The sequence below is a fragment of the uncultured Fibrobacter sp. genome (assembly GCF_900316465.1).
GTDB lineage: Bacteria > Fibrobacterota > Fibrobacteria > Fibrobacterales > Fibrobacteraceae > Fibrobacter.
This window is the reverse complement of record NZ_ONDD01000003.1, coordinates 13,903-32,947: the sequence shown is the minus strand read 5'-3', so window position 1 is coordinate 32,947 and position 19,045 is coordinate 13,903. Positions and strand designations below refer to the sequence as shown.

16 protein-coding genes are annotated in these 19,045 nt (G+C 52.4%); 1 reads left to right on the top strand and 15 read right to left on the bottom strand.

The features are described 5' to 3' along the window. Position 1: 1 nt before the first annotated feature. A complete protein-coding gene (locus tag QZN53_RS01730) occupies positions 2 to 1,276 on the top strand; it encodes a segregation/condensation protein A (RefSeq protein WP_294651122.1) in 1,275 nt (424 codons plus the stop codon). Here QZN53_RS01730 and QZN53_RS01725 read toward each other — a convergent pair whose 3' ends face one another. From QZN53_RS01725 to QZN53_RS01655, 15 genes are all read right to left on the bottom strand, one after another. Continuing rightward, entirely contained in the window at positions 1,277 to 1,990 is a 714-nt protein-coding gene (locus QZN53_RS01725) for a zinc metallopeptidase (RefSeq protein WP_163437030.1), read from the bottom strand. Positions 1,991 to 2,037: 47 nt separating this feature from the next. Beyond that, the gene (locus tag QZN53_RS01720; protein ID WP_163437028.1) at positions 2,038 to 3,228 is read right to left on the bottom strand and encodes an ABC transporter permease; all 1,191 of its coding nucleotides are present in this window, start codon (positions 3,226 to 3,228) and stop codon (positions 2,038 to 2,040) included. After that, complete coding sequence (locus QZN53_RS01715) at positions 3,221 to 4,486, bottom strand: ABC transporter permease (RefSeq protein ID WP_163437027.1); 1,266 nt, start codon at positions 4,484 to 4,486, stop codon at positions 3,221 to 3,223. Before QZN53_RS01715 ends, QZN53_RS01720 begins: the two co-directional genes overlap by 8 nt. 10 nt (positions 4,487 to 4,496) lie before the next feature. Further along, complete coding sequence (locus QZN53_RS01710) at positions 4,497 to 5,495, bottom strand: HlyD family secretion protein (protein WP_163437025.1); 999 nt, start codon at positions 5,493 to 5,495, stop codon at positions 4,497 to 4,499. 20 nt (positions 5,496 to 5,515) lie between these two features. After that, on the bottom strand, positions 5,516 to 7,249 hold the full coding sequence (locus QZN53_RS01705; RefSeq protein ID WP_163437023.1) for a TolC family protein: 1,734 nt from the start codon (positions 7,247 to 7,249) through the stop codon (positions 5,516 to 5,518). Between the two features lie 134 nt (positions 7,250 to 7,383). Beyond that, on the bottom strand, positions 7,384 to 9,093 hold the full coding sequence (locus tag QZN53_RS01700) for a lamin tail domain-containing protein (protein ID WP_163437021.1): 1,710 nt from the start codon (positions 9,091 to 9,093) through the stop codon (positions 7,384 to 7,386). A 30-nt stretch (positions 9,094 to 9,123) separates the two neighbouring features. Then, positions 9,124 to 9,954 carry a polyphosphate polymerase domain-containing protein gene (locus QZN53_RS01695; RefSeq protein WP_088627124.1) on the bottom strand — a complete coding sequence of 277 codons (831 nt, stop codon included), beginning with the start codon at positions 9,952 to 9,954 and terminating at the stop codon, positions 9,124 to 9,126. Between the two features lies 1 nt (position 9,955). Next, on the bottom strand, positions 9,956 to 11,347 hold the full coding sequence (locus tag QZN53_RS01690; RefSeq protein ID WP_163437019.1) for a hypothetical protein: 1,392 nt from the start codon (positions 11,345 to 11,347) through the stop codon (positions 9,956 to 9,958). Between the two features lie 8 nt (positions 11,348 to 11,355). Next, positions 11,356 to 12,420, bottom strand: a complete 1,065-nt coding sequence (locus QZN53_RS01685) for an HlyD family efflux transporter periplasmic adaptor subunit (RefSeq protein ID WP_073318658.1) — start codon at positions 12,418 to 12,420, stop codon at positions 11,356 to 11,358. A 10-nt stretch (positions 12,421 to 12,430) separates the two neighbouring features. After that, positions 12,431 to 13,114 carry a DUF4956 domain-containing protein gene (locus tag QZN53_RS01680; RefSeq protein ID WP_072800390.1) on the bottom strand — a complete coding sequence of 228 codons (684 nt, stop codon included), beginning with the start codon at positions 13,112 to 13,114 and terminating at the stop codon, positions 12,431 to 12,433. A gap of 264 nt (positions 13,115 to 13,378) precedes the next feature. After that, on the bottom strand, positions 13,379 to 14,407 hold the full coding sequence (locus tag QZN53_RS01675; RefSeq protein WP_088627121.1) for a VWA domain-containing protein: 1,029 nt from the start codon (positions 14,405 to 14,407) through the stop codon (positions 13,379 to 13,381). 12 nt (positions 14,408 to 14,419) lie between these two features. Continuing rightward, positions 14,420 to 15,523, bottom strand: a complete 1,104-nt coding sequence (locus QZN53_RS01670; RefSeq protein WP_163437018.1) for a VWA domain-containing protein — start codon at positions 15,521 to 15,523, stop codon at positions 14,420 to 14,422. 157 nt (positions 15,524 to 15,680) lie between these two features. Then, positions 15,681 to 16,739, bottom strand: coding sequence for an acyltransferase family protein (locus tag QZN53_RS01665; protein WP_163437017.1), 1,059 nt, complete (start codon positions 16,737 to 16,739; stop codon positions 15,681 to 15,683). Positions 16,740 to 16,750: 11 nt separating this feature from the next. Further along, positions 16,751 to 17,560: an alpha/beta hydrolase gene (locus QZN53_RS01660; RefSeq protein WP_163437016.1), complete on the bottom strand. Its 810-nt coding sequence runs from the start codon at positions 17,558 to 17,560 to the stop codon at positions 16,751 to 16,753. A 97-nt stretch (positions 17,561 to 17,657) separates the two neighbouring features. Next, entirely contained in the window at positions 17,658 to 19,034 is a 1,377-nt protein-coding gene (locus QZN53_RS01655; RefSeq protein WP_163437015.1) for a mannose-1-phosphate guanylyltransferase/mannose-6-phosphate isomerase, read from the bottom strand. Positions 19,035 to 19,045 lie beyond the last annotated feature (11 nt).

Below are 19,045 nucleotides of genomic sequence, written 5' to 3'. Positions count from 1 at the left end.
GGTGAACGAGTACGAGGGCACCGACCTGTCGAAGGCGGGTGATTTCTTGTACATGGCAAGCCGCTTGATGGCGCTCAAGGTGCAAGAACTTTTGCCGGCCGAACAGCGCGACCCCGAGATGGAAGCGGAATACAACGAAGACCGCGAACAGCTCATGAAGGAAATGCTGGAATACCAGCGCTTTAAGCAAGTCGCGAGCGGCCTCCAGGAAATGGAAAGCGAGAACTTCGGTACGTATTCCCGCGGTCGCTTGGAAAAGACGCAGACCGACGAAGAGACTTTGGCCGACGCGAACATTTGGCAGCTTTTCCGCGCTTACCAGAAGAGTCTGAAGACCAAGATTTCGGAAACGATTCACCACATTGAACTTGACTACGTGACCATTCAGGACCGCCAGCAGGCGATTAACAATTACCTGTCGGTGAATGGCCGCGCCCTGTTCGAAGATTTGCTCGACAACGATTCTCACCCGATTGTCGCGGCAGTGACCTTCATGGCCATGCTCGAGATGATCAAGACGGACGAAATCGTATTCCGCCAGAGCGAACTGTTCGGACCGATTTGGATTTACCGCAAGAAGAATAACGCCGACTACGCCGAAGAAATGGCACACGAGACCGTATTCTTCAGCAAGGATCCGGACGTGAAGCCGGGCCTTGTGGAAGCAATTCGCAATCAGGCGATTGCACGTTCCAAGGAACAGACCGTGGGCGATTTGGCAGCGGTGATGCGCGAAGCCGTGCTGTGGACCAGCCGCGGCAGGAACGTGAGCGAAGAAGATTTGACCGCCATGCTCGAAGGTCGCGAAGACTTGAGCGAAGTGCAGGAAAACCCGTTCGCCGAGATGATGAAGGAAGACGAGGCTGCCGAAGGCACTCAGACTCCGGCAGAGAATGCTCCGGTTGAAGAGGCCGCACCTGCAGAAAGCACCGCGCCTGCGGAAGAAACCGCACCGGTTATTGAATCTGCACCCGAGACAAGCGCGCCCGTCGAAGAAACCGTCGCACCGGTCGTTGAAAAAACGCCGGTGGAAGAGATTGCTTCGCCAGAGGCTCGCAATGACGTGAACGAAGAACCTGTTGACATCTCGGTTGAGCCTGTCGATGAGGCTCCGGCTGAAGAGCCGCAGCCGTCAGACAACATGACGGACGAAGAATTCGAAGCATTCATGAAAAAAGCCCAGGCGTTCTATGACACCCAGGCTTCTGAAAATTCAGACAATTCTGACGACGATGACGACTTCCCGTCAATCGAAGTCCATTCCGGCGACAACTAATCAGTCTCGCCGACCGCCGATAAGTCCGGCTCGGTATGCCCAATAAAGCAACTGCATAATGGAACCGATAGCGGCTGCCACGTAGGTAAGCCCTGCGGCAAACAGCACCCCCGAAACCGTATTGTATTCGCGGCCCTGCGCCACAATGTCGAGGCGAGCAAGCACCTTCTTGGCGCGAGAAGAAGCGTCGAATTCCACCGGCACGGTCACCAGCGTAAAGAGAGTTGCGATACCGAACAAAACCACGCCAGCAACGGCGAGGGAATAACCAAGCGCACGGCCCGCACTCATGAGCACGATGCCGAGAATCACAAGCCACGGACCGAGATTAGAGCCCAAGTTTGCAGCAGGCACAATGAACGAACGCAGCCACAGCGGGAAATACCCCTGCGCATGCTGAATGGCGTGGCCCACTTCGTGAGCGGCAACGCCCGCGGCAGAAGCATTGCGGCCGTTATAAACTTCAGGTGACAAGTTCAAAGTCTTGTTCAGCGGATTGTAATGGTCCGACAAGAATCCATGATGCTGCAGGACCTTCACGTCGGTAATGCCCGCATCCATAAGGATTGCCTTCGCGACATCGGCACCGGTAAGGCCGCTGGAAATGCCGACCTTCTGGCCAGCGTTAAAACGGGACTTGACCATCCAGGAAACGCTACCAGACAAAGCAAGCGTCACCAGGAGAATCGTCATGTATAAAGGATCAAACATCATATTGTTACCTCTAACCGCAATATACAAAAATGCAGGCGGCAAAGCGCCTACATATCGCCGGTTTTCAGCTTGCTGCCATCGCGGAGGTTTGTAAGCACAAGCCCGAGCAACAGGTAGAATACCGCCTGCATAGCGAGCGGCAACAGGAGCGATGCCGCATCGTAAATGTCGGCGCCGCGTTGCTCAATGGCAAGCCATGCCGGAATGGCAAATGTCGAAGGCAACAAGCAAGAGAATCCCTTCATCCACGCCGGAATCAGTTCGGTAGGCCAGCTAAAGTTCGAAAGGAACAGGATCGGAATGCTCATGTACAGGAACAGCTGCATGCTCGTTTCGCGGCGCAGGAACACCTGCGAAAGCACCATCCCAAAGTTGATAACCGAGAACAGGAACACGATTGCAAACGCCACCATCGGCAAAATTTCGCCGCGGCGCGGAAAATCGAATACGTTGTACACCACAAAATGGTAGAACAGGATAAAGCTGCAATAATGCAAGAAGTACGCCAGCGAGCGGCCAAAGTAGCGGTAAGGCATGAGTTCATTTTCTACGGAACTGTCGCGCTGCAATTTGCGGAACTTGCGGTGAGCGCGGGCACCTCCTAAAATGCAAATGCCGATCACCAGCGTCTGCTGTAAAATCAGTACGAGTACGCTCGGCACCACATAGTTGGAATAGCTACCCGTGTTGTTGTACATGGTCTGCACGCTGATGGGTATCGGGTCACGCATGGCGATGGCTTTAGCTGCCGGAACCTTTTTACCTAAAGCGATTCGCTTGACCTTCGTAGTCGCCCCCACCGTAAGGGCGCATGTGGTGAACGCGGTTCCGATGTTGCCATGGAGCATCACGTAAGCGCCGTGCGTGAACACGTTCACGTTCGTCTTGCCACCGTTACGGAGCTTTTTTTCCATGTCTTTCGGAATCACCATGAAGCCGTAGATTTTTTCTTCGGCCATGGCCTGTTCCGCTTCGCGGACATCCGAGAATACGTAGCGCACATCAATCTGTTGGGCAGCCGCCGACATCTGCGTGAGCTCGCGCGACATGACCGTACGATCCAAATCCACCACAGCCACGGGCACCTTGGTCGCCGTCTGATTCATGTAAGGCGTCGGGTAATAGAAGGCGTAAAGCACTCCCGCCACCACCAGCAACAGCACTGCCGCAGGGTCAGTGTAGAAGAGTTTCCACTCGGCAAAAGCCACCTTGAAAAGTCGCTTAAAGAGGTCAATCATTGTTGCCTCCTTTTCGAGCATCTCTTGCCGCCATATCAGTCGCAACCGCCTTTCGGATACTCAAATCCGAATAGACGGCGCCGGCAATATTTTTCAGTTTGTCCTTCAGGTGCAACTTTTCGCGGGCTTCCCAATCCGCCTCTTTTTTTTCAGCAACTTTCCAGCGAAGCATCAAAAGCTTGGACGCCAGCAAATGCCAGAATAAAGCCATGCACAAAAGCACCACAATCGATTCCCAGGCATGGGCCTTGCCGACCGAACCCAAGAGCATGGTAGACTGCACCTTCAAAATATGCGTGAGCGGAAGCAGGAATGCAAAACCGCGCACCACCAAGGGCATCGCCATCACCGGGAATGTCTGGCCTGCAAACGCAAACGCGGGGCCGGCGATAACGCCCGCCACGCTCGAAGACATACGCATGTTACCCGTGATGCCCACAAAGGCGGCCCCCGCGCCAGAACAGGCGAGAATCATCGCCAACTGCCCGGCAGACACCACCACAAATTCATCGAACGTCATCGGGGTAAGCGCTCGGCGAGCATACGCATACACCGCCACCATCGACAGCCACTGAATCACGACCAGCGGCAAAACCGTTGCGGCACCAAGCACCACGCGCGAGCCGCCTGCAGCTTTCAAAAATTCGCGGACACGGTGATCGCGGAACGGAAAACTGAACAGGTACACCGCCGCTAAAATTCCTGCCAAGTGGAAAATCGCCGTCACAAGCCCGAGCCCTAAAAAGCCCTGGTAGTTACCGCTATTATTGCTGACCGACTTGAGCTCAACGTGAATCGGGTCGTCCATTTGCTTGGTAAACATGTCGGCACCAATCGCCGAAATTACCGAGCGGATTTCCTTGACCGCAAAGGTATTCGTGAGGTAATTCTGGCCGCTCGAATACACCGGGATCACAGGCGTTTCAAGCCGGAGCGCCCGGCGTTCCATATCGTACGGGAGCACGATAAACGCCTGCAAGTCACCGCGAATCACCGCATGTTCGCATTCGCTTCGATCGTCGCATTCCATGGCAACTTCGAGCACGGGGTCTGCCCGCAAGGCCATTTCGACTTTATCGGACAACTGCGAGCGATCTTGCTTTAAAAGGCCAATCGGCACATGCTGAATGATTTCGGCCGAAAAGAAATTCACCATAAAGACCGATGTCACCACCGGCAAAATCAGGAGCACCAGCCACAACACGATATTGTGACTGATGTAAATTTTGCGAATCGCCCTTAAAATATCAAGGAACACGATTGCGACCTTACTGAACCTGATCCATCGGGAAAAGCACGCTCATGCCGGGGCGCAGGTTTTCAATTTTGGTCTTCGGGCGCAGGCGCACTTCAAAACTCTTGAGGTCAAAGCCGCCGCTTTCCTTGGAGCTGCGCCAGGTGGCGTAATCGCCTACCGAGGCAATGTAGCTGACTTCCATTTCCACGTTCTTGTCGAGTGCCGGAATGAACATGCTGAAGGTCTTGCCCTTGGAGACATTCTTGAGCAAATCTTCGCGCAGGTGGAATACCGCCCAAGAATCGTCGAGGTCGGTAATAGCGACAACCGGCATGCCAGAGCCTACGACTTCGCCCTCTTCGACCAGCTTCACGGAGACTTCGCCTGCGATGGGGGCGCGGATCTTGGTTTCTTCGAGGTAGGCGTCGACCTCGGCGTTGGCGCCCTTCGCTTGCAGCACGAGGGCGTTTGCGGCAGCCTTGTCTTCGCTGCGGGCGCCGGCGAGGGCCTGTTCGTACTGGGCCTTGGCGGCGTCGGCAGCAGACTGCGACGCCTTCATCTGGGTTTCGGCTTCGTCACGCTTCTGGAGCGGCAACACGCCTTCGTTATAAAGTTTCTGCACACGGTCGTAAGTATTCTTCGCGAGGTTTGCCGCATCCTGAGCGCGGTCGGCCATTGCCTTCAGCGCCGTGACATCTTCGGAGCGGGCTCCGTTCTTCGCCTTGTTCGCCTGAGCGCGAGCAGCACCTAAAGCACCTTGGGCCTGCATCTTTTTGGCTTCGATTTCGGGGCTGCTAATAATAGCGACAATGGCATTCTTTTCGACCATGTCGCCTTCGCGGAAGAACAGTTGTTCCACGCGACCAGGCACTTTACCCGCCACAAGCACGCGGCGAGCTTCCATCTGGCCTTGCAAATAGGCGTCGCGGGGTTCAGTCGCGAATTTCTGCAAGGTAATGATTCCAAGGCCAATCAAGGCAATCAACGCCAAGACGACCAAGACCTTTCCGATAACTTTCAAGACGTTCATCGTTTACTCCATTTCTAAAATCAGTTTGCGGGGGCTGCCGTTGTATCAGCCGGTGCAGCCGCATTTGCAGAATCAGCGGGTGCAGGCTCTGCAACCTTTGCCGAATCGGCAACCGGTGCAGCAGCTGGAGCAACAACAGGTTCGGCGGGCTTCGGATCTTCCACCTTCGTTTCTTCGACAGGCTTAACGTTCTTGAGCATCTCGCCCGCATTCACCACTTCACCGCTCGCTTCCAAAAGTCCAAGCCAGGCGACCACGGCATCGTAATGCGCCTTCAAATCAGCCACCTGCAAACGCGAAAGCGCAAGTTCGGCATCCACCACATCGAGGCCTGTCGCAAGGCCCGCTTCGTAAGCCAAGGTCTGACTGCGGTGCGCTTCTTCGGCCAATTCGCGAGTCTTCTTCAAGCTTTCCAGACGGCTCTTGGCATGTTCCATTTCACGCCAGCGTTTTTCCACCAGCAGGCCAATGTTATCCATGGTCTGCTCTTCCATGCTCGAAAGCGAGCGGTCAAGAGCCTTCGCATTGCTCACCTTAGAGCGAGTCTCGCCACCCTTGAACAAATCCCATTGCATCTTGGCACCCACCGCCCAATCGGGCTCCAGGAGCGTCAAGTCGCGGGTATAAAGTTCCTTGTAGGCAAAGAGTGCTACCGTCGGGAAATAATCGGCGCGGGCAGCACTCACCGCATCTTGGCTACGCTTGCGTTCGGTGCGCAACTGGCGCAGGCCCGGATGTCTATCCATCGCAAGCTGCTTGAATTCTTCCATGGCCAAGGTCTGCTCCGGAGCAAGCACCGGAGTGATAGCCGTAATGTTCGTGTCCGTATGCAACAGACTTGCAAGAGCCAAGCGAGCAAGAGTTTGGTCGCGGTAAGAATCTTCAAGCGCGTTTTCAGCCTCAGCTAAAGCCACTTCGGCGCGCAGGCGTTCCGCCTTGCTAATCTGGCCACCTTCTTCCAGTTTCTTGGAGCGGGCCAAGTGTTCTTCCAAGTTCTTCTTGGTGCTTTCGCGAAGCACCGTCAATTCTTCGGCCAGGCGAAGCGTAAAGTACTTGGTAGCCACATCCATGAGGATTGTGTTTTGCGCCATGTCAAAGGCAGCCTTCTTGGCATTCACGTTTTCTTTGGCGGCATCGTAGGCGGAATAAATCTTGAGGCCCGTAAAAATCGGCCAAATAGCAGTCAAGCGCGCATTAAAGAACACGTCGTCCTGCACCTTCATGCGGAAATCGGCATCGTCGATTTTCGCTTTTGCAGCATCAAGCTGTTGCTTGCTGTCAGCCGCATACTTGTCTGCCGTCTGTTGAGCGATTTCTTGTGCAGAACCACCCACCTTGTCCAAGGCAAAGGCATTCGCCTCGGCTTCGCTCAGACCTTGCGCCCTTGCACCGGCATATGCCTGCTCGTAACCGGCCTGGGCCTTGTTATAGGCATCGATATAAGCTTTGGAATACACCCCTGCAGGGCCAACCGTCGCAAGACCGTCTGCAAGTCCACTTAGCCCCTGTTGGATTTGACCCAAATCAATATAGATCGGGTCGTTTATCTTTGTCACGCTGGCCGTCAGCGAAAGCTGGGGCATAAAACGGGAACGGGCCTCGGACTGACCACTTTCGGCCATTTCGACCTTGGCTTTTTCGGCCTTAATCTGCGAATTGTTCGTCTTTGCCATCGCAATCGCATCCGATAGCGAAATGGGCGCGGCAAAAACGGCAGCACTCGCTGCAATACCCAATAACAAACTCTTTTTCATAACACCATAAAAATAAATTTTTCTATACAGAAAAACCGCCCCAAAGGGGCGGTTTACTTACTTTTTTCAAAAAATGTATTATAAAGCATTTACAGGACGCTTATAAAAAGCTATCAACCTGTAAATTAGGCATTTTACTTACCCGGAGTCGGCTTGTCAACGGTCCAGGCGGACGCTTCGTAGCCCATGGTGCTAAAGTCCTTACGTTGCAAACTGTAGCCGTGACCGTCCGCACGCTTGTAGTCAATGCCATTGCCGCTCCACTTATCGCTATAGAGCGTTGCATCGGACCAGTCATAGTACCACTGGTCATTAAGCGGGTTCGAAGCATCTTTCTGATAGAAGTAAGGCTTCTTGACAGCAATGGTTTCACCGCGGTTAGAAAGCTTACCGGTATAGAAGCTAATAAGCACATTAGCGTCAATCGAAAAACGCTTACGCAAATTATCTGCACCAGGGGTGGTCTGCAAGGAATCCGGGAACAGCACCACCATGCCACCGGCCGGGATTACGTCCGTCTTGGCGAATTCGAAGTTAATACCTTCAACCTTCCAACCTCTGCTTCCGTTAGAGAGCGTTTCGAAGGGGGTAATGGGCGCATCAGACAAATTCTTGAGTTCCAAGAATTCGACATCGTTCAAGTCTTCTTCGTTCGGGTGGTAGTGAATTTCACTAATGACCAGAGAGCCGATATAGAGTGCACTGTTGGCGGCACCCGGCGTAGCCTGCACAAGGGCGCCCTGAGCCGTAGAGCCATCGCTCAAGTCAATGACACCGCTCGAAAGCTTACTAGACGGCAAGAGCAAACTGGATTCATCACCTTCAGTAGCGCCATACAGGTAGTAAGAACCACCGACGTCGCTAACGATCAGTTCCTTTGCAGCACCTTCGCTATCGACAAAGTCTTCCGTCGCTTTCAAGACAAGGTAACCCTTTGCAGGAACGGTACCGGCCTTGATCGTGAGTTTTTCCTTACGGATCTTGGATTCAAAAACCCAACCGGTCACGTCGACATCGGCGCTGCCCGCATTGTAGAGTTCAACCCAAGCATCGGTACCCGTACCAGTCGGCATGATTTCGTTCAAACGAATGTTCGAAGTCGTGAGCCATTCATCGTTGCCCACACCAGGATTACCGTTCATAATCTTGCTTGCGCCCCAAGAGGTAGCCTGGGCAGCGTTCCCGCCCTTGTACACGAGCGTACGGCCCTTGCCGTTAGCAAGAGACGGCCAAGGCGGTTCCATGCTGTAAGAGCAGCTCACGTCGCCTTCACCCGTCAGCTTCACGTCAATCACGTCGCCTTCGTTCGAAAGCTTGGCCACAGCACCAGTCTTCGGATCGTTATCCCACGGACCATAGAGACGGCCGTTGAAATCGGGATAAGTAGTCTTGAACAGGGCCGGATCGTTCGTCACGACAATATATTCGCCCTTCTTAAGAGGTTCGTTCGGGAACGTAAAGGAAAGAGCACCATCCAAGTGCATTTGCGAAGCCAGCATGCTGCTGATATCCGGGCCACTCTGGATGGTCACTTCAATCCATTCCAAAGCAGACGCATCGGCAGCGTTATACATGATTTCGGTAATAGCCATCTGGGTGTACGAAGAATCAATCACTTCAGTAGCCGAAGATTTGGGAACGTCACCGTTAACGCTGCTCGAAGAACCCGTCGCAGGAGTATCGCCCGCAGACGAAGTCGGGTCAGGATTCGTGCCACCTTCCGAAGACGAAGAAACGGTCGGATCAACGGGATCCGGTTCCGTAGATTTGTCACTGGAGCAAGAGGTCGCAAGAACCATTGCGGTTACTGCAGAGCCAGCCATAAGAATTTTTTTGATATCCATAGAGGTATCCTCGCAAAACTTTCTTCTATTTTAATAATTTTCGCCAGCGCCTACGGCAAGCTTCGTCCAGTACGGAGTCTTAAAGCGACGCGGATTTTCGTATACACGTTTCCATTCGGCAGCGGCGTTGCCGAATTTGGAGAAGGCAGCGTGTTTTAAGTTCAAGAACTTGATCAAGTCGAACATCCAGTACGGCACCTGGGAGCAGGGGCACTTGAGTTCAAGCACGGCATCGCATGCAGGCTGGAAAAATCTCGGAAGCCCTGTCGAGTGCATGTAATGCGGATCGACCGTATAATCAAAACCGTTTTCTTCGCGGAAGCGCATGCCGGTATCGATCGTCACGCGGGAATATTCTTCGCGAAGGCCAAACCAGGCGCGGCGCTTGTACTGGGTCAAAAGGCGCGGGTGCGCATTGTAGAGTTCCGTCTTGTACAAGAAATCCTTCACGTACATGCGGTCCTTTTCGCCCTTGCACGGCCAATCTTCGGGTTTCATGTTCCAGACTTCGCCCGGGTTAATGCCCTTGATGGTTCCGCGGCTCTTGTAGCAAATGTTCTTGATCTTGCGCTTGCATTCAAAGTGGAACGTTCCGTCTTGAGCCGGGTGTTCACCATAGGTGCGAATGCGCATATTGAAGCGATCCAGCAACTGTTTCTTTTTCCAGCCGAGGAACGTCCAAGAAGGCGAATCCAAGTAGAGGTTCGTAATCCAGTAGAATCCGCCCGGCGTAATTTTAGAATAGTAGTCTTCTTCGCAGTACGGAGCAAGGAATGCGCCGATACGGTCCGCCCATTCCACGGGAATGTGGTACTTGAGTTCGAACCTTTCGAGAAGGCTAAATCCGCGGGCTTCGGCCATACTACTTGAGCCCCCCGACTAAGTGGTTCTGCACGCCTTCCTTAGAAAGCTGGCCTGCATACTGCAACAGTTCAAGATAAAGGTCGTAAATGTCGACTTCGAGCTTGACTGCATTCAGTTCGCTTTCCACGGCAGATTCGCGGGCACGCAGCAAAAGGAGCGGGTCAGAACCGGCGTCTTTTGCAAACTGTTCAAAAATGTTACCCGCTTTAACCTTTTCGGCAAAGTCCTTCTGAACCTTCCATTGAGCAAGGAATCCGTTGATCTGTTCGACAAGGCGATTCACCTTCACGCTCACGTCGCGGAACTTTTCCATATAATCGCCTTCGGCTTCAAGGTCTGCCACCTGGTTACGCAGGTCGTTATCCTTGTTGCTGTCAAAGAACGGAAGCTTAATGCCAATGTTTGCAAAGAACTTATCACGAGTGCGACGATTGTCCTTGTCATCCACAAGTCTCTGGATAGAATACGTGTTGTCAAAGCGAGCGGTTTCTTCGTTATAGGCTTTATCATTCCACTTGGTACAATCGTCTTCGCTGTAATATTCGCTATTCGTATTGCACAAATCGTCGTAGCCCATATCCTTGTACTTTTTCATCAAAGACGGAATCTTGAGCGAATAGCCGATACCGATATGCGAAATGTAGTCGCGGCGGCTAGCAACATCTTGCTTGGCGCGAGCCTTTTCGGAATCCATCTTGCCCTTGGCCATGGCAACTTGCGGGAACTTGTCACTTACATCGACGCCGTCTTTCAACTGGGCTTCGATATCTTCCATAGGCGGAAGCCAAGAGGAATCCAGTTCAACGCTATCGAATTCAGGAATCCACACGCGGAGTTTTCTTTCGGAATTCTGGAGCGAGTTGGAATCGTTAATGAGGGCGGCGCGGATCGATGATTCTTTTTCAAGAGCGGACATCAAGTCCTGCGGATTGAAATTTGCAGAACCAGACTTGAGGTGCAGCACTTCGATACGGTCAGCGTTGATCTGGTAAAGTTCCTGGTTAAGCGCATTGATACGCTTGCGCATCAGGTAATGAATTCCGCGTTCGTAGCGGTCGTACAAAAGAACGGCGCGGTCTTCAGCCAAATTCGCATTCGCATAGGCCATCTGCGCTTCGTAATGCGCACGGTCAGCAGAACCTTCGCCAAAAGCCTTAGGAGTCATGCGAAGTTCAAAGTCATGTTGTGCAAAGCTGAAGCCATCGAGTTTGTAACGCAACTCAAGCTTGTCCCACAGTTTCGTGTTGCGAGAGGTCGCAATGTTTACACGTTTTTGAGAACCCTGATAACGGGCGTCATCATCAGCAGACTTGATGAGGGTTTCCCAAGTCAGCGGGGCGGCAAACAACGGTGCTGCAACAAACAGAGATACAAGAGCGGATTTTTTCATAAATCAAACTATTCGGAGATGGTCACCATTTCGCCCAAGAGGAACGAATTTTCGGCAGGAATCGTGATAATGACTTCGCGGCCGTGAATCGGCATTTCGGGCATCTTCCACATGCGCACGGGGAATTCCACAATGCGGCTGGAAAGGCCAACCACCTTGCCCTTCACCGGCTTGCCCGTTGCACCCAGCGACTTCACCTTGACGGTTTCGCCAATATCCATGCGCTGGTACATTCTTTCGTGGATGTAGCCACGAACCAACGTCGGAGACTTGTGAGTGAGCGTAACGATCGGGGCGAAGCTAGATACCTTTTCGCCGTCATGAACGTTCACAGAGCCCACGACCCAGCTTTCCTTGGCAATCTGGGTCAACTCTTCTTGCTGCTTCTTGAGTTCTTCGAGTTCCTTCTGCAGGTTTTCGACTTCGCTCTTGCCAGCATCCTTCTGCAAACGGTTGCTGCTGCGCAGGAGCTTGATCTGTTCGTTGGCGTTGGCGTTAGCAACGGCAAGTTCGTTCTTCAAGCTCTTGATTTGCATAGCCATAGCGTCGTTACCGTCGCTGTCGGCGTTGGAACCCTTGAGGCTCTTGAGCTTTGCAGCAATTTCTTTGTTCTTCTTGTATTCGGTTTCAAGTCTGTTGATTTCGGACTTGAGCGTAAGGGTCTTCGTGGCAAGGTCGGCCTTGACTGCAGCGACCTTCTGGTCGATGTCTGCAGCAGACAGGTTGCTACGGCCTTCGCTAGCATCAAGTTCGCGAGTCACTTCGGCAATGCGCAGCGTGAGGTCCGGACGGTTGAGTTCCACGATGGTATCGCCTGCATTAATGGACTGACCAGGCATCACGTGCACCTTGACCACTTCGGTCGGGCTAGGCAAGCTGATTGTTGTTTCGGCAGCTTCTGCAATACCCTGGAAGGTTGCAATCTTGCCCTGATACATGTAGCCAAGAATAATGGCGATAATGACACAGAGAATCCAGGCCAAAGAAAGTTTGTGGCCATAGACATAAGCGACACCGGCATTAGACTTGTGCGTGTTCCAAAAATTTTCGAGCATATCGCTAAGCTTGTTCATACCGTCTCCCTTACATTTCCGTCGTGGCGTCCTGCATCATGAACTGTACGTCCGAGATGCCTTCGATTTTAGAGAGTTCGCTCAGGATTTCTGCAGCCGGATGAGTGGCACGCAGACGAATCTGGTAAGCGACGTCAAGGCGAGCACCGCCGTCGACTTCACGCATCGTAATCAAGATGAACGTCTTGAGGCTAGACTTCATGATGTCTTCGATCTGACCACGGACCTTGGCTTCGTTGGGAAGCGCAAAACGGAGCATGCCATCAAAGAAGTGCTTGGTACCAAGACCAGTACGAGAGAGGAGGAAGGCCACAGCGCTAAAGGCAATCGTGCCACCCACGGCAGCACCCCAGGCGTACACACCGCAACCGATACCGGCGCCGAGCGATGCGAACACAAACATAATGTCGCGCGGGTCCTTAAAAGATGTTCTAAAGCGAACCACGGAAAGGGCACCCATCATACCAAGACCGCGACCGACGTTATCACCAATGGCCTGCATCACCGTGGCAGCAACGACTGCACTAAGCACAATTGCCTGCACAAAGTTTCTGGAGTACGACAACCCGAGGAAGGTCTTTTCGTAGGTCCACGCAATCACCGAGGACAGGATAAATGTGAGGATCAAGGTGTACGCCAACGTAATAAGAGTGGCATTGGCGGTGCCGGATTGGACGGCTAATAGGTCGAGCATAGGGACTCCATGGTTTACTTTTTATTTTTCAGCCAAAATTTACTTTAATCACTCGCAAAATAGCGAATTTTTGTGTAAAAATGGATGAACAAAAACCAAACGTTCCTAAAAAAATGAGGCGATTCGGGACGAATTCACCCTTATTTTACCACACCAGTTAGAATAATAGCAAAAAAGGCCTAAAATAGCACCTAAAAAGATTTTTGCATTCTTAAACAAGCGTGCAAATAGCGTGCAAATCACAGTAATTTTTTTTTACGATTTTCAGTTGAATCGGCCCGCTCCGACACGACGCTTTCGGCCCCTTTCAGACACCAATGCTTCGATCAAGAACAAGAGGGCTGCAAGAGCCAGAAAAATCTGGTAGCGGTCCTGATAGTTTTCCATGCGGTCAGTAGCCTGTTCCTTTTTTTCGAGGCTTGCAATTTCAGTCAGCACCTTCTGCAACTGGAATTCGCCCGGATTCGCATAGAAATAAAGCCCACCGGTAACGCTTGCAATTTCTTGCAGAGTTCCGTCTTCGAGACGCGTGGTCACGATATTTCCCTGCATGTCTTTTTTGTAAGCGACTTCGCCATTCTTGGAGGGCACCGGAATAGGCACGCCCTCGCGTGAGCCGATACCGATTGTATAAATGCGGATTCCCATTTCGGCCGCTTCCTTGGCGGCGTTTACGGCAGCGGCTTCAAGCTCTTCGCCATCGCTCATCAAAATCATCACGGAGTACTGCCCGGCACTTCCCGAATTGCGGTACAAATCCATACCCTTGCGAATTGCCTTTTCAAGGTTCGTGCCCGGCATGAGCCAGCCCGGAGTCAGTTCCCTGAGCATCATCTGTACGGTGCCGTAATCAAGAGTCAGAGGCACCATCACCTGGGCTTCACCCGAGAATGCCACAAGGCCTACGCGGTCGCCCGAAAGCGATTCCAAGAACGCTGAAATTTCATGACGGCTACGGGTCAAGCGATTCGGCTTGACGTCTTCGGCAAGCATCGAAAGCGAAATGTCCTGCAAAAGCACCAAGTCAAGGCCGCGGCGTTCAATATGTTCCATTTTACGGCCCCACTGCGGGCGCGCAAGAGCCACAAACAAGAAGGCAATCGCAAAGAGCAAAATGGTCACCTTCGCAAGCCTACGCCAGGGAGAAACAGAAGTCGAAAGCTTAGGCAACATCGAAAGCGAAACAAAGCGTGCGGCAAGCTTTTTGCGACGGTGGTATGCATACACAAAAAGGAGCGCAAACAAGGGCAGCGTCAAAAGCCCCCACAAAAACATCGGTTCAGCAAATCGCATCTAAAGCCTCCATTACGGGATGCGCACAAAGCGCGTATTCGCAAGCAACAATTCAAGTAAAATCAGCAATGCACCCACCAAGAGCCACGGGTAGAACTTTTCGGCATAGCGGGCATAGGCAACCGTTTCAATTTCGGTCTTTTCAAGTTCGTCGATTTCGGAATAAATCTTTTCGAGTTCTTCCTTGTTTTCGGCGCGGTAGAAGCGGCCACCGGTCTTTTGAGCAACAGACCTCAGCACGCCTTCGTCAATTCCTTCTTCGGGCGTAATGTCCCGTTCTCCCCAAGAGATATCGCCAGTCCACGGATTCTGCTGGAAGGCAAGAATCTTGCCGTTCCTTTTACCCACACCAACGGTATAGACCTTGACTCCGAGAGATTGCGCGACGTCGGCAGCACGCATGGGCGGCACCACGCTGGCGTTATCGCGGCCATCGGTCAAGAGCACCACCACCTTGGACTTAGCTTCGGACTTCTGCAACCGAGCTAGAGCGTTCATCAGGCCATCGCCAATAGCGGTACGGCTATTCATAACGCTGTCGCGGGCCAAGTCATCGGTCGCCTTCAGAATTTCGAGCAACGAGCCGTAATCCAGCGTCAAGGGGCACTGCGTAATGGAACGCGCACCAAAAGCAGACAAACCGATTCGGTCGCTATGACGCTTCTGGATAAAGTCCGCAATCACCTGTTGGGCGTAACCCAGACGGCTGTATTTCCAGTAATCGCCGGATTTCAAGATGCGTTCCGCATTCATCACGCCGAGCTTTGCCTGTTCCATACGGGTCAGCATATCGAGCGTACCCATGGAGCCCGAAACGTCGAGCGCAAGCATAATGTCGACGCCATCGGTAGAGGTGTATTCGACTTCCATGGCGTTCTGTGGGCGTGCAAGTGCTACCACAAAGCAAACGAGAGCGGCAAGGCGCAGAAGCGGCACAATATGGCGGAATTTGACGCGACGGCTCGGAACCGCACGCTTGGCAATCGAAAGGGCCGGGAATTTAATCGTACTCTTGCGGCGGTGTTCACGATAGATGTACCAGCCGACTAAAACAGGGACTAAAAGCAAAAGCCAGAAGGCTTCGGGATTCTGAAAATGTAGCGCACCAATATCCATAAAATCTCCGAAAAAACGCAAAAAATCAAATTTTACAACGGAGAATATACAAAATTGCAACGGAAAAGGCTAGAAAACAATGTGTGATGAGGAATGTGCAATGTGAAATGAGGAATGATTAATAATTCATCTCACACTTCAAATTTCACATTAAACATCAAAATACGTCTTTCTGCGCCGTCACGTGGGGCAAGAAGCGCTTCATAAACGGGATTATCGCCAAATAAAGAAGCATGGTCACCACAAAAACAACGGCGAGCGCCACGGGCCGCGGCCAATGCACATGGTTTTCCTGCAAAATTTTAATGATACCCCACTGCACCCATCCATGCGTCACAAGCACCATGATGGAGTAACGACCAAAATACGATACCAACGGAATTTTCTTGATGGCCTTCGACAAGAACAGCACCGAGAGAGTCCCAAGAATGCCGCACAGGTAAACACTCCAGATCGGAAACCAATAACGGTTGCTCACATAACTCACCGAATCAGGGGGAGCATTCCACGCAAGCGCCACCACAAGGCCAAAGCCCAAAAGCGCAAACGGAATGTTGAACTTATCCATGGGATTCAGCGCTAGAATCTTGGTATAGCGAAAAGCCACATGCCCTGCGCAAAAATACGGAATCGACGCCATCGAAGACGCCCAAAACAGCGGAAGCTTGATATTGTAGCGGCCCAGGAAAAATCCGACCAATCCAACCGCTATCGAAAGCACCACCAGCGATGATGTCGCATGCTGCGGGAATTTTTTGGCAACGAATTTCTTCGCGACCAAGTACAGCCCGTAAAACATCAAGTTCGTCCAAAACAGGCTCAGCAAAAACCAAACCGGAATATTCGGGAAAGCCTGTTTCCAGACAAATGAATACCAAACGGAGGCGCCGGGATTTCCTCGCAAGTGCAGGTAATGCAATACGAACGGGAATATGCACGAAAGCGTCACGAAAAAGAAGGCAAACGGAATCAGCAACTTGTTGATTTTGCGCTTGCAAAAATCGAAAAAGCCCGCATATTCCTTAAAGAACAGCCCCGACAAAAAGAAGTACAAAGGCATTCTGAACGAAGATACGGCCTCTTTTAGCGGGTAGGTTTCAAGCCCCCACGTGCTCACCACATGATGCCACACCACCAGCATAATGCAAATGCCTTTCGCCAAATCGACAAAAGCGTAGCGCGGCTTTGCAACAGATGTGGGCGTCACAGGTTCCATAAATACCGTTATTACTTTTCCAGGAATTCGAAAATTCGTTTCTTGTAATCGGGCAATTCATCGAATACGGCATGGCCGCAATCTTCGTACATGTAGAATTCGCAAGGAACGCCCTCGGCCTTTAACTTTTCTGCCAATTTGACAGACGCTTCGGGAGTCGTTACAAGGTCCTTGCCTGCGCCAAGCACAAGCACCGGGCTCTTGATTTTGCCGAGTTCGTCGTAAGTATTCACGTAATCGCAGGCGTCCGCAAACAAGGCAAAACGATCTAGTTCTTCATCCGAGATTTCCTTGTACAAGGCCAGCAACGCCCTACGGTAACGAACCGCAAACTTTTCACTAAAGCAGTCGTCAATAAAGCTGTTTACAAGCGCCGAGGCTTCGCGGGCCCGCGCAAGGCGCGCCCAATTCTGAATCGTCGTAATCTGTCGAGGTTCTGCCTTCGATGTCGAAGAGCCAAGAACCAGCTTATTCACGACTTCGGGATGGCGAATCGCCATATACTGTGCAATCATACCGCCTTGCGACAAGCCATAGACATCGGCTTTTTCAATGCCTAAAGCCTTGAGGGCCGCCACCTGGTCATCAGCCATTTCGGGCAAGGAATAACCGAGCTTGGCGTCTTTCTTGCGGTCAAAAAAGTAGAGCGTGTACTTTTCCTTAAAAATCTTGTAAGGTCCCTCTAACGAGGCGGCCGATTTCATGACACTCTTTATGGAAAGTCCCGGGATTACGACTAACGGTTTGTCGCCGCAACCAATCTGAGCATATTCCATTTCAAAGGAGCCCATATTCACCGTATGTACAAGATTTTCGCTCATATCCTAAATATATTAAAAGCACATAGACTAGCCCACAGAAAAAGTCCCGCATTGACTGCGGGACTTAAACTTTTCCAGTAACAGCGACTGCAGAGAATTAGTTTCTGTGGAAGTCGTCTTCGACGCGGATGATATCGTCTTCGCCGGTGTATTCGCCCACCTGGACTTCAACGATTACGAGCGGGAGACGGCCTTCGTTCTGCAGGCGGTGAACTTCACCCACCGGGATATAGGTCGATTCGTTCGGACGCACATAGAACACATTCTTGCCCACGGTCACCGTAGCGGTACCGCTTACGACCACCCAGTGTTCCGAGCGGTGCAAATGCTTTTGCAGGCTGAGGCGCTTGCCCGGCTTCACCACGATACGCTTCATCTTGTAGCGTTCGGTGGATTCCAGCACGGAGTACGTACCCCACGGGCGGCTCACGGTCTGCGGCACGTTGATGAGGTCGGAACCGCGTTCCTTGAGTTCTTCCACCACCTTCTTGACCTTCTGGCTGCTGCTGAGCGGAGCGACCAGGAGGGCATCCGGGGTGTCCACGATGAGCATCTTGTCGAGGTCGATGGTAGCGATAGCGCGCTGGCTACCCATCACCAAGGAATTCTTGGAGCCCACGGCGATGTGGCGCGGATTCACGTTGTTGCCGTTTTCGTCGTGCGGGTATTCGCCATAAAGGCTGTCGAAGCTGCCGAGGTCGCTCCAGCCGATATCGCTGGGCACCACCTTCACCTTGCTCGACTTTTCCATCACGGCATAGTCGATAGAGTTCGACGGAATTGCCATCATGTCGTCGCGGTCGATGCGGATCGGTTCGCCGTCTACGATTTCGGCGTTAGAAAGAGCCTTCTGGGCTGCAGCGAGCATTTCCGGAGAGTACTTGCCGAGTTCGGCAAGGAAAGTCTTTGCCTTGAAGCAGAAGATACCGCTGTTCCAGTAGAAGTTGCCGGAGAGCAGGTACTTTTCGGCGGTGGCGCGGTCCGGCTTTTCGACAAAGCGCTTCACGTTTTCGCCATCGGCTTCGATGTAGCCGTAGCCCGTTTCGGGAGTAGTCGGCGTAATGCCGAAGGTCACCAGGTTGCCGGCTTCGGCAAGTTCCTGGGCGCGGAGCAAGACCTTCTTGTATTCGTCTTTCTTGCGAATCACGTGGTCAGACGGAGAAACAAGCACGACCGTTTCGGGATTCATGGTAAGGCAAGCAAGGGCAATAGCCGGGGCTGTGTTACGGCCCACGGGTTCCAAAAGGAACTTGCTACCCGTCATGCCTTCCGTTTCAAGCTGGTCCTTGGCCAAGAAGAACTGGTCGGCATTCGAAACAATGAACTGCGATTCGCAAACAGCGGAGTTCGTGACCACGGTCTTGCGGAACAGGGACTGTCCGTCAAAAAGCGGAGCGAACTGCTTGGGCATCAGGGAACGGCTCACGGGCCAAAGGCGCGTGCCCGAACCACCACAAAGAATCAAGTTAATCATAATCTATCGCA